Origin of the sequence: Psychrosphaera algicola, assembly GCF_028401425.1 — a bacterium.
GTDB lineage: Bacteria > Pseudomonadota > Gammaproteobacteria > Enterobacterales > Alteromonadaceae > Psychrosphaera > Psychrosphaera algicola.
Genome location: NZ_JAQOMS010000002.1, coordinates 823,640 through 838,852, shown reverse-complemented (window position 1 = coordinate 838,852; position 15,213 = coordinate 823,640). Strand labels below are relative to the sequence as shown.

At 39.1% G+C, this 15,213-nt stretch carries 15 protein-coding genes, 4 tRNA genes and 3 pseudogenes; 6 read left to right on the top strand and 16 right to left on the bottom strand.

Translation table 11 applies throughout. The features are described from left to right. The first annotated feature begins 10 nt into the window (after nt 1–10). Together PN838_RS04505 and PN838_RS04500 are read left to right on the top strand one after the other, a co-directional pair. Nucleotides 11–589 (top strand): histidine phosphatase family protein, encoded by a 579-nt coding sequence (locus PN838_RS04505; RefSeq protein ID WP_272179879.1) that lies wholly within the window; start codon nt 11–13, stop codon nt 587–589. A 178-nt stretch (nt 590–767) separates the two neighbouring features. Then, a pseudogene (locus tag PN838_RS04500) lies at nt 768–1,896 on the top strand (MalY/PatB family protein). A gap of 329 nt (nt 1,897–2,225) precedes the next feature. On the opposite strand, the gene PN838_RS04495 reads toward PN838_RS04500, so the two are convergent. After that, nucleotides 2,226–3,329 carry an HDOD domain-containing protein gene (locus PN838_RS04495; protein WP_272179878.1) on the bottom strand — a complete coding sequence of 368 codons (1,104 nt, stop codon included), beginning with the start codon at nt 3,327–3,329 and terminating at the stop codon, nt 2,226–2,228. A gap of 250 nt (nt 3,330–3,579) precedes the next feature. Between PN838_RS04495 and PN838_RS04490 the strand changes: the two genes are divergently transcribed. Both PN838_RS04490 and PN838_RS04485 read left to right on the top strand, forming a co-directional pair. Continuing rightward, nucleotides 3,580–4,185, top strand: coding sequence for a 2OG-Fe(II) oxygenase (locus tag PN838_RS04490; protein ID WP_215962043.1), 606 nt, complete (start codon nt 3,580–3,582; stop codon nt 4,183–4,185). A 283-nt stretch (nt 4,186–4,468) separates the two neighbouring features. Then, nucleotides 4,469–5,041 (top strand): ATP-grasp domain-containing protein, encoded by a 573-nt coding sequence (locus PN838_RS04485; RefSeq protein ID WP_272179877.1) that lies wholly within the window; start codon nt 4,469–4,471, stop codon nt 5,039–5,041. Nucleotides 5,042–5,055: 14 nt separating this feature from the next. Here PN838_RS04485 and PN838_RS04480 read toward each other — a convergent pair whose 3' ends face one another. The 10 genes and pseudogenes from PN838_RS04480 to miaB form a co-directional block, all read right to left on the bottom strand. Next, on the bottom strand, nt 5,056–5,610 hold the full coding sequence (locus tag PN838_RS04480) for a hypothetical protein (protein WP_272179876.1): 555 nt from the start codon (nt 5,608–5,610) through the stop codon (nt 5,056–5,058). A gap of 23 nt (nt 5,611–5,633) precedes the next feature. Then, nucleotides 5,634–5,816 (bottom strand): hypothetical protein, encoded by a 183-nt coding sequence (locus PN838_RS04475; protein WP_272179875.1) that lies wholly within the window; start codon nt 5,814–5,816, stop codon nt 5,634–5,636. Between the two features lie 162 nt (nt 5,817–5,978). Beyond that, nucleotides 5,979–6,641 carry an apolipoprotein N-acyltransferase gene (gene lnt / locus PN838_RS26045; protein ID WP_334313477.1) on the bottom strand — a complete coding sequence of 221 codons (663 nt, stop codon included), beginning with the start codon at nt 6,639–6,641 and terminating at the stop codon, nt 5,979–5,981. 35 nt (nt 6,642–6,676) lie between these two features. Further along, on the bottom strand, nt 6,677–7,054 hold the full coding sequence (locus tag PN838_RS26040) for a hypothetical protein (RefSeq protein ID WP_334313280.1): 378 nt from the start codon (nt 7,052–7,054) through the stop codon (nt 6,677–6,679). Further along, nucleotides 7,045–7,470: a hypothetical protein gene (locus PN838_RS26035; RefSeq protein WP_334313279.1), complete on the bottom strand. Its 426-nt coding sequence runs from the start codon at nt 7,468–7,470 to the stop codon at nt 7,045–7,047. The genes PN838_RS26040 and PN838_RS26035 overlap by 10 nt, the downstream gene beginning before the upstream one ends. Then, entirely contained in the window at nt 7,371–7,577 is a 207-nt protein-coding gene (locus tag PN838_RS26030) for a hypothetical protein (protein WP_334313566.1), read from the bottom strand. The genes PN838_RS26035 and PN838_RS26030 overlap by 100 nt, the downstream gene beginning before the upstream one ends. A 32-nt stretch (nt 7,578–7,609) precedes the next feature. After that, nucleotides 7,610–8,484, bottom strand: a pseudogene (locus PN838_RS04465) (CorC family transporter). A 71-nt stretch (nt 8,485–8,555) separates the two neighbouring features. Continuing rightward, nucleotides 8,556–9,020: an rRNA maturation RNase YbeY gene (gene ybeY, locus PN838_RS04460; protein ID WP_215962285.1), complete on the bottom strand. Its 465-nt coding sequence runs from the start codon at nt 9,018–9,020 to the stop codon at nt 8,556–8,558. Continuing rightward, a complete protein-coding gene (locus tag PN838_RS04455; RefSeq protein WP_370661089.1) occupies nt 9,013–10,077 on the bottom strand; it encodes a PhoH family protein in 1,065 nt (354 codons plus the stop codon). Before PN838_RS04455 ends, ybeY begins: the two co-directional genes overlap by 8 nt. A 46-nt stretch (nt 10,078–10,123) precedes the next feature. Beyond that, nucleotides 10,124–11,553, bottom strand: a pseudogene (miaB, locus tag PN838_RS04450) (tRNA (N6-isopentenyl adenosine(37)-C2)-methylthiotransferase MiaB). Nucleotides 11,554–11,774: 221 nt separating this feature from the next. Here miaB and PN838_RS04445 point away from each other — a divergent pair. Together PN838_RS04445 and PN838_RS04440 are read left to right on the top strand one after the other, a co-directional pair. Next, on the top strand, nt 11,775–12,047 hold the full coding sequence (locus PN838_RS04445) for an FAD-dependent oxidoreductase (RefSeq protein ID WP_272179873.1): 273 nt from the start codon (nt 11,775–11,777) through the stop codon (nt 12,045–12,047). A gap of 18 nt (nt 12,048–12,065) precedes the next feature. After that, nucleotides 12,066–12,983 (top strand): FAD-dependent monooxygenase, encoded by a 918-nt coding sequence (locus tag PN838_RS04440; protein WP_272179872.1) that lies wholly within the window; start codon nt 12,066–12,068, stop codon nt 12,981–12,983. A 32-nt stretch (nt 12,984–13,015) separates the two neighbouring features. Here PN838_RS04440 and PN838_RS04435 read toward each other — a convergent pair whose 3' ends face one another. From PN838_RS04435 to PN838_RS04415, 5 genes are all read right to left on the bottom strand, one after another. Next, nucleotides 13,016–14,356 carry an OmpP1/FadL family transporter gene (locus PN838_RS04435; protein ID WP_215962035.1) on the bottom strand — a complete coding sequence of 447 codons (1,341 nt, stop codon included), beginning with the start codon at nt 14,354–14,356 and terminating at the stop codon, nt 13,016–13,018. Between the two features lie 119 nt (nt 14,357–14,475). Continuing rightward, a tRNA-Gln gene (locus tag PN838_RS04430) sits at nt 14,476–14,550 on the bottom strand. Nucleotides 14,551–14,559: 9 nt separating this feature from the next. Then, nucleotides 14,560–14,634 (bottom strand) — tRNA-Gln (locus PN838_RS04425). Between the two features lie 38 nt (nt 14,635–14,672). Next, nucleotides 14,673–14,757: transfer RNA gene (locus PN838_RS04420), tRNA-Leu, on the bottom strand. Between the two features lie 38 nt (nt 14,758–14,795). Further along, a tRNA-Met gene (locus PN838_RS04415) sits at nt 14,796–14,872 on the bottom strand. Nucleotides 14,873–15,213 lie beyond the last annotated feature (341 nt).

Sequence of the window (15,213 nt, the reverse complement as noted above, 5' to 3'; positions counted from 1 at the left end):
GAAAAAAATAGTGAAAATTAACTTATTTAAACACTCAACAATATTTCGTCATGTTTTGTCCACGAGCGTCGCTATTGTATTATCAGTTGTGGTCTCGTCTTGCGCAAATTTGGGAAATGCCGTAAACCAAAAAGGTATTACAACTAGTGATTTAGACAAGCCAAATACCGTAGTTTATTTGACACGACATGCAGAAAAGCAACCTACTAAAATTAAAGATCCAGAGTTATCAGCTAAAGGGGAAGAAACCGCAAAGCGATTAGCTACTTATTTACAAAATAGTCATCTAGATGTGATTTACTCAACACCTTTTAAACGAACTCGCAATACGGCTAAAGCGGTTGCTAATCAGCAAGATAAGGACATCACTGAACTATTTTTACCTGCGCACGAAATGGCCCGATTGATAACTGACATGCATTCAGGGCAAACTATTTTGGTTGTAGGTCACTCTAATACAACTCCAGCTCTAATTACGCAGTTGGGTGTGAGTGACAAAATAGAAATTGCTGAAGATCAATTTGGCGAACTGTTTATCGTGACATTAAACAAAGGCAGTGTTGTATCATTTAAAAGGGTCGCTTATTAACGTTTTGTGAATACAACATAAATACCGGTTGTTGAAATGTATTTGAAATAGCTTCAATGGCCGGTAAATATGATAGTGGAGAAAATGGATATACTTCATATTTAAAATATCTATAAATTACCCTTGTCATTTAGCGGTTTAGATGGCTAAATGAATTCAAACATAGAAGGGGACACAAATGAGTTTTGACCAGTTAATTGATCGCAGATCAACTTTTTCTTTTAAATGGGAACGCTACAAGGGCAAGGATATATTGCCATTATGGGTTGCCGATTCTGAATTTAAATGCGCCCAGCAAATAATAGATGCGCTTCATGCCCGCACGGAACATGGCGTTTACGGTTACCACCTTCCCGTAGAATATGAACCTGCAAACTAAGGCGGTTGTTCGATGGTTAGCAGATAAACACGATTGGCAGATAGAACCACAATGGATAGTTTGGACACACAGGTGTCGTTCCTGCCTTTAATGTGGCTTGTAAAGCTAACTGTGAGCCTAGCGACAAAGTATTAGTGCAAGTACCTAACTATCCACCGATGTTGGCGGCACCCGGTTTAAATCAACTTATCAGAGAAGATGTCCAAACAATTGAGCAGGATGGTCGGTGGACATTGGACTTTGAACAGCTAGAGCAAAAAGCGGCAGATCCAAAAACTAAACTTTTTATTATGTGTAACCCGATGAACCCAACCGGTTCGGTGATGACAGCTGAAGAATTAACACGAGTTGAGCAAATCTGTCTTAAACATGATGTCGTGCTCTGCAGTGACGAAATTCACTGTGACTTAATTCTAGATCAAAGCAAAACCCATATACCAGCAGGTAAGTTGCCGGATATTGGCGAACGCACTATTACTTTGATGGCCGCAAGCAAAACGTTTAATGTGGCTGGCCTCGGAACGTCATTTGCAATTATTCCAGATGCCTCTTTGCGTCGTAAGTTTACTCAAGCCGCCGCTGGTATTATGCCATGGGTGACGTTTATGGGCTTAGTCGCTACTGAAGTTGCCTTTACACAATGTGATGAATGGCATCAAGAGCAATTAGATTATTTACGTGGTAATTTGGATTACTTAGAAAAAGAAATTAATGACTTAGATGGCTTTACGTTTATTCGACCCGAAGCAACGTTTTTAGCATGGATTGATGCGAGCGGTTTGGGTGTTGATGATGTCCATGCCTACATGGAGTCGAAGGGGTTGGTCCTTCACCGGGCCGAGATTTTGGTTGGAAAAACTTTACGCGAATTAACTTTGCCTGCCCAAGGGAAATGTTAGAAGACGCAGTGGCCAGACTAAAACGTTAATATTGTTAGTTGTACTCAAGATCAGCCGACATTTTACCGAAAGTACCAAATTGGCTAGATTGTTTTTTAAAACATATGGTTGTGGGTTATGGGCTACGACAAACAACTAAATTAGAAACCATTAGGCAATTAATATAAGGGAATACCTTATATCCCTAGCGGATTCCATGGGGTACTTTAGCTGTTCGCAGGAAGCTTAGAATTATAAATGTCTATTTATTTTCTTGAAAATTGAGTTAATGACCCGTCACGTTTAGACGGGTTTTTTTATGCTTTATTTTTGATATTGCTGCTAAGAGTTCCACAGGTAATTTAGTCAAATTACCTTGTTAGTCACTAAATTTAGCTAATAACAAATTATCTATATATTGATGCGACTCAGCACTGAAAACCAACTGATTTTTTGCAGTAAGTAATTCATTTTCGTCAATTTCATTGTGCTCAAACATCAATTCTAACTCGCTCAAGATATTTGCCTCATATACATAACAAGCTATGGGCCTTTTTGCGAACAAAACAGACAACATCGCCGATTTTGTTAGTTTTGCTTGAACTACAAGTACATCTAATATTGAGGCCGGAAAGTTCCAATGCTTGGCAATATGGTAGGTGATCTTTTTCGAGTTTTTATACATTAAGTCTTTAAATGCGTATGAGTTTGGTTGGCAATCGGGGTGAACAAAAGAAAAGGATTCGATAAGTAATTGATAGATGATCATGTCACCCAAATTACAGATCAGTCCAATCAAATAGCCCTGTGCAGATTCTGACTTATACTGTGATTTGTTTAAAAGCGCCTTGGCAATCACGCCGGTTGAAAGACTGTGTTGCCAAATTTTGGCACCGTACTGTTTGAAATAAATTGGCGATTGAGGCGCAAGTTTACTCACAAATCCATTTATTACACCTTCCATTAGGCCGTTGGCACCAAGCAGCATAAAAGCGGTTTTAAGATCTTTTATTTCTTTGTTGCTTCTGTTGTAAAACGAGGAGTTGGCCAGTTCGATCACTTTAGCGGCAATGATAGCTTCTTGCTGTATTAGGCCTATCAACTTTTCGGTATCAAAATCGTCGTTGTTTAATTGTTCTAAAATTGTACTTAAGGAAAGCGGTAAAATAGGCAAGTTTTTAAGTATGCTTTGTGGGCTTCTCAGCAATTTTTCAACTTGTTGAGAAATATACAATGACATTTCATCATGTTGCTCAACATGGTTCGTTTGACCAAACAAGTAGTCATAAAACGCTTTTTGGTGCAGCTCTTCTGCCGATTTAACTTCAATTGGTTTTGTGGCGACTGGGAGCGGTTGTGCCGCAGATTGACTTGTCGAATTTTCGTTAGTTGTGCTGTTTTGATCTTCAAAATAGAAATAATTATTATCTTTTACTTTTTTCTTAGAGTTACTGAATAACAGCTTAACTAACTTCTTAAACATAAGGGGATGGGTCCAGATAAAATTGATTTGTGGTTACGTATTACGTTAAAGGCATACTGTCACTTTTCGATTACTTTTATTTTAGTGGATAGTCGCATAGTGTAAAAGGATTATTACTTTTATTATCGGAGGTAATAACCATATTTTTTGTGTGTAGTTGCCCTTACTTCTAAATTGCCCATAAATTTGCCATCCGAGTCGACTTATGGGTAATATTGAAAGATATTTTAGGACCGTACGGCGGTATATTTTGAACATCTCTTTGCTGACATCAAGCCCATTAATTGTTGAAATAGAAGACCTTTTAGATCAAGGTGTGTTGACCGAAATATCCCTAAAGTTAAAAAATAGGCATTGGTTAGCGCAGCAAGGTGTCCCGGTAAAGCTAGACGAAACAGGTTTGTCGTTTGAATTAAGAAAGGATGTTATGCCGCCATTAACACATCTTGAAAATAAGATAAAAGAGAAAACCGGCATAACGTCTGCAAAAACATCTAGCATAAGGATCCGACATTATCATCCGGGGCAGGGGCACCCACCTCATTGTGATCATTATGAACTGAACGATGAATACCTACTGTTTACGGCGGTGTTTTTCCTATGCGACACTGAAGAAGGTGGTGCAACATCTTTCACTAAGTCAGACGGTATAAAAATTGTACCTAAGCGTAATAAGTTGATTTTTTGGCTTAATTACCTAGATGATGGAAATGAAGATTTATTGTCCGAACATGAAGCCGAAACTGTGAAAGACGGAGAAAAGCTAATCGCAATATATTTATTTTATGGTGAAAAAAGTGAGACAAGTTCTGTTCGACATTTTTTACTAGAAAACTATTCAACGGAAGAGAGTTAATAATCTATGAAATTTCATTTAGTTGACGATGGCGTACCAAACATTTCAAAACAAATAATTATCGATGCATGTAAAGTTCGTGATTTGGAATATGTTGAACATCATGCAGGTATATTTGTTTTTACTCCGGAACTTAAAGCCGAACCTATGGTGATATTTTGTTTAGACCGGCCGTGTCTTCAGCTGCGTCTAAAGTTGAACAATTTTTGTTTCAGCTATAGGTGTCGCAACATTTTACAAAGCGCCTTTGGGAATTTTTCATAATTGCAACAACGCCACCTCTTTGTTTGAATTAAATGACATTCCAATCCCAAGAACCTTTTATTTATACAATAAACAACGAGATTGCATAGACTATTATGTTGAACAACTTGGTGGTTATCCAGTTATTCTAAAGGTTTTGGGCTATTCCGGTGGTGTTGGTGTAATGAAATTGGAAAGCGCGCAGTCGCTATATTCAGTCATTGACTTTGTATGTGCTAACGGTACCGCACCCCTGTTGTCTTCTTTTATTCCCGATGCCGTACATTGGCGTTGTGTTGTCGTTGGTGAAAAGGTTGTTGCCGCCTATATCAATCCTCCGGATAAAGGTGACTTTAGAACCTATGGTACAACCGATAAAAATGAAGTTTTTGAAGGTGCAGGTACAGAAATAGACGCGTTAGCAATTAAGGCGGTAAGTGTTTTGGGGTATGAGTTTGGTGGTGTGGATATTCTTAGACATCCAAGTGGAAGGTGCTATGTTTTGGAGGCTAATTTTCCTTGTTATTATGCGCATGCTCAGGAAATTGGCGGCATAGATGTTGCCGGTAAAATTGTGGATTACTTAGCTGAAAAAGCAGGATCACTTAAATAAGTGATCCTTAATTTTTAGTCTTCGGATTGTTCTTTATCTGCTACAGATTTACTTCGTTGTCTAAATTTCAATAATGCAGTTGCGGTTAAACCAAGCGCAAAAATCGACGTCGTAGAAGGGGCCGTCACAGCAATTGCATTACCTCCACTAGGTTGTTTGACCGCAGACTCTTTGTTTGAAATCTCTTCATTTATTTTTGTATCTTGTTCAGAATTAGCTTTAATTGATTGTTCTTGAGACCTTTTCGCATCTTCTTCAGCCGCTTTTGCTTTATTATCTTGCTCTTGAGTGGTGCCAGAACCAGAACCAGAACTGGACTTTTCGGCACTTTCTTTGGCACTTTCTTCGGCACTATCTTTATTACCTTGCTTTGCAGAACTTTCCTTAGAAGATTGCTCAGATTGTTCATATGCAAATACATGTCCTGAACCAACAACGGACCCGAAGGCTAAGGTGGCAGCGACTTTAGTCAAAAAGCCTCGACGAGACGCAACTTGTCCACCACTAGGAGGCGCTAATCGAGACTCTAGTATACCAATGTCTGATAATGCATCGAGAGCTTTCCACACGAGTTCACTGCTAATCTCAAAGTCTAGGAGTTCGGTAATTTCAGCTTTGATTGAGTCAATATCTTTTTACCGTCAATACAGCGTAAAAATAATGTATCGGCTAGTTCAAGTTTATATTTTTGCTGAGTACTTTTATTTACAATATAAGAATGGTCGATATTGTCTTGGATCGTAAAGTTTTCTAAATTTAATTTTGGCGTTAACATTGGCTTCCCTACACTCGATTCATTTTAGTCATTTAATTTAGTTCAAATAATAGCCAGATAATTAAATTTAAGCAACTAAGGTATTATTAAATAGGGAAAAGTGGGTCGGAACAGAGATTGATCGACCAATATTGCAATTTAGTAGCGCGTGTTAGGTTGCTTCTATTTGAGTTGTAATGTTTTTCTTTTAAAGATCAGTATTGCAATGAAGATTACGATAACGCACCACACTGGTAAGTTCCCGTATTGATAATAGGGCGTATTACTTGTTGTTAGCTTTAATTCATGGGTTAAAACGGCCGCTTCAAATTGAGGTAGTGTTTTTACAAGCATTCCTGATCCATCGATAACTGCTGTAATGCCATTATTGGTGACACGGATGACAGGCTTGGCAAATTCAATCGCTCGCATTTGGGCTATTTGCAAATGTTGCCAAGGCCCGTGGGAGTTACCAAACCAAGCGTCATTGCTTACGGTGAGTATTAAGTCACTGGCGTGTTCACCTTGATAGATATTTGCTCTTACCTGATTAGAAAATGCAACTTCAAAGCAAATAGCTGGTGAGATATGAACGTCATTGGCAATTAAGTTGTCTTGCGCATAAGCCCCGCGACTAAATGATGACATAGGCAGGTCAAATAGAGGCCCAAGTTTTCGTAGGAATGATTCAAAAGGCACAAACTCACCGATGGGAAGCAAGTGGTGTTTACTAAATCGATTATTGTGCAGGTATTTGTAGTGTCCAAATGAGTCGTTACTGTATTTTTTTCCTAAAGCAATAATATTGTTAAAGGCTTTATTGGTTTCAGGTTGGTAGTCAACGATACCTGTAATTAACGCGGTATTGGAATCTGCCGCGATTAAATCAATTTCCTTAGGAAGTCATTAGAAATTACTTCTAATCGAGGCACTGCTGCTTCTGGCCAAATGACAATGTCGCTGGATTCAAAATGCGGCTGGCTCATGGCTAGATACGTTTGCATCGTTGGCATTTCATTTTCAGGCTGCCATTTAATGCTTTGTTCAATATTACCTTGGACCAGAGCAATGCTGGTGGATTTATCAGTTTGTTCAAACCAATTCAATGATTTGAGGCCATTGCCTACAGCAATAATTAGTAGGATAGTTATTGCCGTAACTGACAGTGTTTTAGGTGTATCGGGGTTTGGCTGAGACTTAGTTATTCGATAAAATAAATGACAAAAAAGAGTTTTAATTAACGCCGCGATTATGAGCAAAAGCGCTTGGATCCCAAATTCCCCAATGACTGGTGCATAACCAGCGAGTGGCCCATCTGTCTGCGTATAACCAATTGATAATCAGGAAAGCCTGTTAAAAACCATCCTCTGATTGCTTCGCAAATGAGCCAAAACGGAATAAAAGCAAAACCAATGTTTGAAATATAAAATCGTTTTGTAAGGTAACAAGCTAATGCCGGAAATAGGGCTAAGTAGCCGTCTAACAACGCCATCAGTAGAATACTAATTGCTGTAGGCATACCACCGAAGTCTGCGATTGCGACATGGATCCAACTTATGCCAGTGGCAAACCAACCTAGTCCATAAAAAAGCCTAATCGAAATGCGACTTTTGCAGTTTGAGCTTTCGAAACTGCAAAGATGAGGATACTTAAAGTAATAATAACAATTGGCCATGCACTAAATGGCGCATAGCTAAATAGGTTGAAAGCACCAGCCAAAAATAGGGCGATGTATTGTGCGTATAACTTATTTACAAAAAAGATTGGATGTAGTTCACCCAATCTTTTTTTAACAGCGGCTTTATTTCCATATATTAAGTCTCGACGGACTCTTCTTCCATTTTTGGTAATGTCACTGTGACTTGCTGAATACGACGTGTATCAGCACTTTGGATTTTAAAGTTAATGCCTTTAATAAAGACTTCTTCGCCTTTTTCCGGCATATGACCAAACTCATGAAGTATAATGCCACCGATAGTATCGGCGTCTTCTTTCGCGAATTCGGTTTTGAAATAATCGTTAAATTGATCAACTTCGGTTAATGCTTGCACCATATAAACATGTTTCGAAACTTTACGAATATCTTTAGTTTGGTTTTCTTCAGAATCGAATTCATCTTCAATTTCTCCAACGATAAGCTCGAGAATATCTTCAATGGTGACGAGTCCAGACACGCCGCCGTATTCATCAACGACAACGGCCATATGATAACGATTTTGTCGAAACTCTTTTAATAAGGTATCTACGCGTTTGCTTTCAGGAACTATAACGATAGGGCGTAGTAGTTTTTTAAGTCTATCTCTTGTTCTCTGTCTATTAACAGTTGCAAAAGATCTTTGGCAAGTAATATACCTTCGACATGATCTTTGTCTTCTGATACGACAGGAAATCGTGAGTGACCTGAATCAATCATTGTCGGTAAAAACACATCAGGAGAATCTGATAAGTCTAAAGTGATAATTTGCGATCTCGGGATCATTATGTCACGGATCCGCAGGTCAGCGATTTCCATAACACCATCAATCATCGTTTTAGTGCCGATATCAATTAGGTCGTTTTCAGCAGCGACACTAATGACATTGATAATGTCTTCTTTGGTTTTCGGTTCGTCATTAAAGATTTGACCAAGTTTGTCAATCCAGCTCTTATTTGAAGAACCGTTGCTACTATGTGGGTTGTCGTCGCTCATTCTGGTCAGAATGTTCCTATGTTGCTTAAAATTATTGGTGATGAAATATTAATCGGTTTCATCTGATCCGATTATTGATCGATATATGGATTTGTGAAACCCATTTTTTGTAAAAATTCTATTTCGATACTTTCCATTTCCTCGGCTTCTGCATCATTTATATGGTCGTAACCGAGTAAATGCAAGCAACCGTGGATGATCATATGACACCAATGGGCTTCAAAAGTTTTATTTTGTTCAACAAATTCTTGATTAACCACTTGAGCGCAAATAATCAGATCGCCCAATAATGGAAAATCCATTTCTGGTGAGACGTAATCTGGGATCTCGGCGGGAAAAGATAAAACGTTTGTTGGTTTATCTTTGCCGCGATATTGGCAATTTAATTGCTGACTTTCTGCTGAATCGACAATTCGAATCGTAAGTTCAGAATGTTCTTGAAAGGCAGGTAATAGTTCCGCCACCCAATCGTTACACTGTTGTTCGGTAGGAATGTGCTTATCTGTAGTGGCAACTTGTAGGTCAAGTTCAATCATTTGATTTGTCTTCACTAGCCGCTTTTTCTTTTGCTTTTTCTGCCCAAGCTTTATCACGTTCAGCTTTTTCACGGCGTTGTACTTCGTCAAACTTTTCATACGCCATAACAACTTTTGCAACCACAGGGTGGCGCACAACATCGTCAGCGATAAAGAAGTTGAAGCTGATATCTTCTACTTCACTCAATACTTCAATTGACTGGCGTAAACCTGATTTAGCACCACGAGGTAAATCTATTTGAGTAATGTCGCCGGTAATAACCGCTTTGGAGTTAAAACCAATGCGAGTTAAAAACATTTTCATTTGTTCGACGGTGGTATTTTGACTTTCGTCAAGAATTATAAAGGCGTCATTTAATGTTCGGCCACGCATATAAGCAAGCGGTGCAACTTCAATAACGTTACGTTCGATGAGGCGTTCAACCTTCTCGAAGCCAAGCATTTCAAATAGAGCATCGTATAGAGGACGTAAATAAGGGTCTATCTTTTGGCTTAAGTCACCAGGTAAGAAACCAAGTTTTTCACCTGCCTCAACAGCAGGGCGAGTCAACAATATGCGGCGTACCTCTTGACGTTCTAACGCATCTACAGCGCAGGCAACGGCTAGGTAAGTTTTACCCGTACCTGCAGGACCAATACCAAAAGTGATGTCATGATTTAATACGTTTCTAACATACGCAACTTGATTCTGATTACGTGGTTTGATATTGCCTTTACGGGTACGAACCACGATGTCGTCATCAGTGCTGTCACTGGATTGATCTAATAACTTAGAACCTTGCACTGCAAGATGAACTTGGTCAGGGGTTAATTCCTGAGCTTTGACTTTATTTTTATGCTTACTATTGGGCTGAGTTTCAATATAAAGGTTTTTTAGAACGTCAGTTACAGCGGCGATATTTAACGGGTTACCAACAATTTTAAATTTGTTGCCTTGATAAGTGACTTCAACACCCATGCGACGTTCAATATGTTTGATATTGTCATCATAAGGACCAATTAATGAAGCCAACCGATCTTTGTCGGCTGGTTCTAAAAATATTTCCACTGTATTAATTTTTTAGACAATCTAAAATTCCTTTATATTTGCTTGTGCAATAAACTTATGGAGCGTAAGTAGAAACGCCTAAATCATCTTGTAAGTTTTGTCTTTTTGCCAATATTTCCGCAGGTGTTGTATCTTGACGTAAGCCCATTTCATCTTCGCCGCGAATAAATTCACCACGTAATGAGTTGGTGTAAACGTCGACAACTTTAACATCAGCAAATCCACCAATTAGAGAATGTGGGCCTTCAAAATTAACAACACGATTATTTTCAGTACGACCGCGCAGTTCCATTGGATTTTTAATTGAAGGACCTTCAACCAAAATACGTTGCTCAGTGTTTATCATTTGACGAGAAATCAACATCGCTTGATGGGTGATGACTTTTTGTAATTCGTGCAAACGCTCTTTTTCTCTTTCTCAGAAATGTCGTCCGGTAAATCAGCCGCTGGTGTACTGGGACGAGCACTGTAGATAAAACTAAAGCTGTGGTCAAAACCGATATCTTCAATCAGCTTCATGGTCTTGCCATGGTCTTCAGCTGTCTCGCTATGGAAACCAATAATAAAGTCGCTAGACATACTGATATTTGGACGAACTTTACGTAATTTCCTGATCTGCGATTTATATTCAATGGCAGTATGGCCACGTTTCATTAAATTCAGAATACGGTCCGCACCAGATTGCACGGGTAAATGTAAGTGGTCGACAAGCTCTGGAACGTCTTGATAAGCTTCAATGATATCGTCTGTAAATTCTACTGGGTGAGACGTCGTATAACGAATTCGGTCGATACCATCAATGGCGGCCACTAAACGCAGTAATTCGCTAAAATGACAAATTTCGCCGTCATGAGTTGCCCCACGGAACGCATTTACGTTTTGACCTAACAAATTGACTTCACGAACACCTTGTTCAGCGAGTTGAGCGATTTCATATAATACATCGTCCACAGGACGTGATACTTCTTCGCCGCGGGTATATGGAACAACACAGAACGTACAGTATTTGCTGCAACCTTCCATTATCGACACAAACGCGCTTGGGCCATTAGTCGTCGGTTCTGGTAATCGGTCGAATTTTTCAATCTCAGGGAATGAAATATCGATTACTGATGCGCCGTCGCCTGCTTTAATTTGTTCAATCATTTCAGGTAAGCGGTGCAAAGTCTGAGGGCCAAAGACCATATCAACATATGGGGCACGGTCACGAATATGTTGGCCTTCTTGAGAAGCAACACAACCGCCTACACCAATGATCAAACTTGGTTTTTTTGCCTTTAGGTTTTTCCAACGGCCTAATTGATGAAATACTTTTTCCTGTGCTTTTTCGCGAATAGAACAGGTGTTCAAAAGAATTACGTCGGCATCTTCTGCTTCGTCCGTAAACTCATATCCATGACTGTCATCGAGTAAGTCCGCCATTTTTTGCGAGTCATACTCGTTCATTTGGCAGCCCCAAGTTTTAATATGTAGTTTTTTCGTCATTCTTCTCTCGTCATCAATATCTGTGGGAATAATCATTTTTGGGTAAATGAGTTACTCACTTCACCGTGAAAAGTTAATTCTTTAAATGGCCGCGTATTTTACAGTTAAAAGAGTATGGATTAAAGGGAATATGGTTAATTAACTGACTTGATCTTCTAACTATCTTCAAATCATAGATAATTCAGGCATAATGCGGATAATTATCGTTAGGAATAAGAACAGTGGTTGACTTAAATTCATTAAATCTATGTCTGTTTGATGTTGTCGTTGTTGGCGGTGGCATGGTTGGAGCAACCCAAGCAATTGCATTGCAAAATGCGGGGCTTTCAATTTTATTGCTCGAACAACGCGTTCCGCAACAAGATGAATTGGCCCGACCGCCATTGCGTGTATCTGCTGTTAATTTGGCGAGTGAGACTTTATTGCAGTCACTGGGCATTTGGTCGGCGATCGGCGAGATCGATAAATGTCGATTTGATCAATTAGCTACCTGAGAGCAGCGCGACAATAAATTGATTTTTGACGCTACAGAAATTGAACGACCTCATCTTGGTTATTTAGTTCGAAATGAAGCAATTCAGTTGGCTGCATTTGATAGGATTCTAAATACTTCGGAAAATAAAATTACGTTAAGTAATGCCCACTTGTCGTCTTTAAAACAAGATGATGACAAAGTCACTTTGCGCTTATCAGAACCTGGTTCGTCAAAAAATCAAGTTGATGTATTTGCAAAGTTGGTTATTGGTGCGGATGGCGCATTGAGTAAAACACGGCAACTTGCCCATATAGGAACGACCGGTTGGGAATACGCTCAGCACTGTTTCAGCATTACCATTAAAACTGAGTTTCCAACTCAACATATTACGTGGCAAGAATTTCAACAAACTGGTCCCAAAGCGTTTTTACCACTAGAAAATGGCTATTCATGTCTAATTTGGTACGACGCACCACAAACAATTGCTCAGTTAAAACAACTTTCTCCAGAGGCACTAAAACAGGAAATCATAAATTGTTTTCCACCTTTGGTTGGGGATTTTAATGTTGTGACCAGCGCTAGTTTTCCACTCGTTCGAAGGCAGGCTAATCAATATTTTAATGGCAGAGTCGTTTTAGTGGGTGATGCAGCGCACGTTATTAACCCATTAGCAGGGCAAGGCGTAAATTTAGGCTTTAAAGATGTAGAGACCTTGATGGAGTTATTAAATAATACGGACTTAAGTCAACACCGTTTACTGGCGTCAACGTTGCGTCGGTATCAATTTAAACGTAAAGCAGATGCGCAAATTATGTCTGGGGCGATGGACCTATTTTATCATTCTTTTAGTAACGACAAAGCGGTCTTAAAATCTGTCAGAAATATAGTTTTAGGAGTCGTACACAATCAGGCGTGGCTAAAAGCTCAGGCTCTTAAAAAAGCCGTAGGACTATAGTAATTCTTAATTAGATTTCTAATCGTTTCCGGTTAAAAGTTGGCGCTTAGGAATACCACAAATAAAGACTTAGACGCTTCTGATAAATCAAATTCACTCCTAGGTGGATACAAAGGTAAACCAACTATTTTTTCTACGACCCGCAGATCACCTAGGCGGACATCACCTTTACCATATTTTATATAGGCTCCGACAGACATTGGGAAACCAAAGCTGTCACTCGTATAATCAACACTAAGTCCCAACATATCGATATCCTCAACGCGCTGGAAAGGCTGTGTTGTGTCAATTTTGCCGTTACTATTGTCAGTGAAAATACCAAATCTGAAGTATTTACGATCGGTTTTATAAAAGGTTAAACCAAGTGAGTAATTAACGACACGTTCTAAATCTCTGGTAATAGGCGGGTGGAATTCGTTAATGACGTGTTCTTCAACAGTGACTTCACTAAAATAGTCAACGTCAAAACTCCATTCAAAGTTATTTCTTCGTTTTGCTAAACCTAGGGTAATATTTGCGCTCGATTCCTGTGCTTCAGTGCCCTCAACAGTACCGACCGTAGCAGGCTTAGATGTTGGCGGTAATGGGGTAGGCGAGCTAACAAAAATATTATGAACGGCGGTAAATGAACGGTCTATCGTGAAATCTTTAGCTATTTTTAAACCGATATTCAAAGCGGGTGTCTGATACAAGATCCCTAAAGTTGGTGTAATTAGTATTGTTTCATCTTTTATTCTGCGCAATGCACTAAAGCCCGAATAGATATCGTCTGTAGGAGTAAAATATATTTGACTGACCCCAGAGCCTTGGATTGTTTCAAATTTTTTGTATTTTACAATAAATGAGCCACCAAATGAGAGATTTGAATTAATCCTGTGAGCGGCTCCAAAACCTAAATTCAGTGAACTATTGTCCAAGTCAACATTACCAAACTCAGTTTGTTCTCCAATTGTATTATTTTCGTCACCAATAATTGGATGCACAACTTCACTATAATTACGTTCGGTAGACAGATCAGATACACCAAAACCGATACTCCAATGCCAGTCTCCTTTTTTATTACCTACCCCTAAAAAGCTTGGGACAATTGAAAACGAAGATCGAGCAAAATCAGAGCCATCTGAGAAAGCATCATAAAAAGTGGTTTTTTCCCATGCAAAGGTCGATATAGAGGCTGAATTAGAATTCACCGTATTGGTTAATCCCGCTGGATTAAAAAATACCGCGGATAAGTCATCAGAAATGGCGGTAAAGGCGCCTCCAAGTCCAATGGCTTTTGTACCAACCAATAGGTTTTTGTAATGATACTCATCGCTTGCAGCAACTGACGAATACAAAATGCAAAGTAAAATGATCTTAGTAGCTAAACGCATTGATTTTAAAATAATAATTTTAGATTAAAGTCAGTGTAGTTTAATTTTGCTACAACAAGCAAATTAAATAGGTGGAAGGGATAGATAAAAAAAGGCCTCGCATAAGCAAGGCCTTAATTTGGCTGGGATACTAGGATTTGAACCTGAGAATGGCGAGATCAAAACCCGCTGCCTTACCGCTTGGCGATATCCCAATTAAGAGATGGCTGGGATACTAGGATTTGAACCTGGGAATGGCGAGATCAAAACCCGCTGCCTTACCGCTTGGCGATATCCCAACTGAAACTTTTTGAATATGTGTTCCACATATTTATAATGGTGCGGAAGGAGAGACTTGAACTCTCACATCCTAAGATACTGGAACCTAAATCCAGCGCGTCTACCAATTCCGCCACTCCCGCAAATTTTTTCTCTTGAGCATGGTAGGGAATTCAAGAAGTGGTGGCTACGCCCTGATTTGAACAGGGGACCCCATCATTATGAGTGATGTGCTCTAACCAGCTGAGCTACGTAGCCACTCTTGAATACCGCCTCAAGCGATGGCGCGTATTATGCTGATGACGCCTTTTAACGTCAACCCATTTTTGAAGAAAATTGTAAAAAATAGTGCGTTTGCTTTTAATTTGTTCATATTGGCGAAAAAGAGCATGATTTATAGTTAAAAAATACTCAGTTTAAGTTTGTCTGTTTAAACTTATTTTGGCTGCTCGGTAAAAAATAGATTTTGTAATCGGGATAAATTTGACTAAATAGACCTAACTTTGACTTTATGTCGTCATTTGTCGGACATAAAATTGCTATTTTTTAAAATAATATGAATTTTTTAGTAAACGGAACAAAAAATGTAAATTTGATAA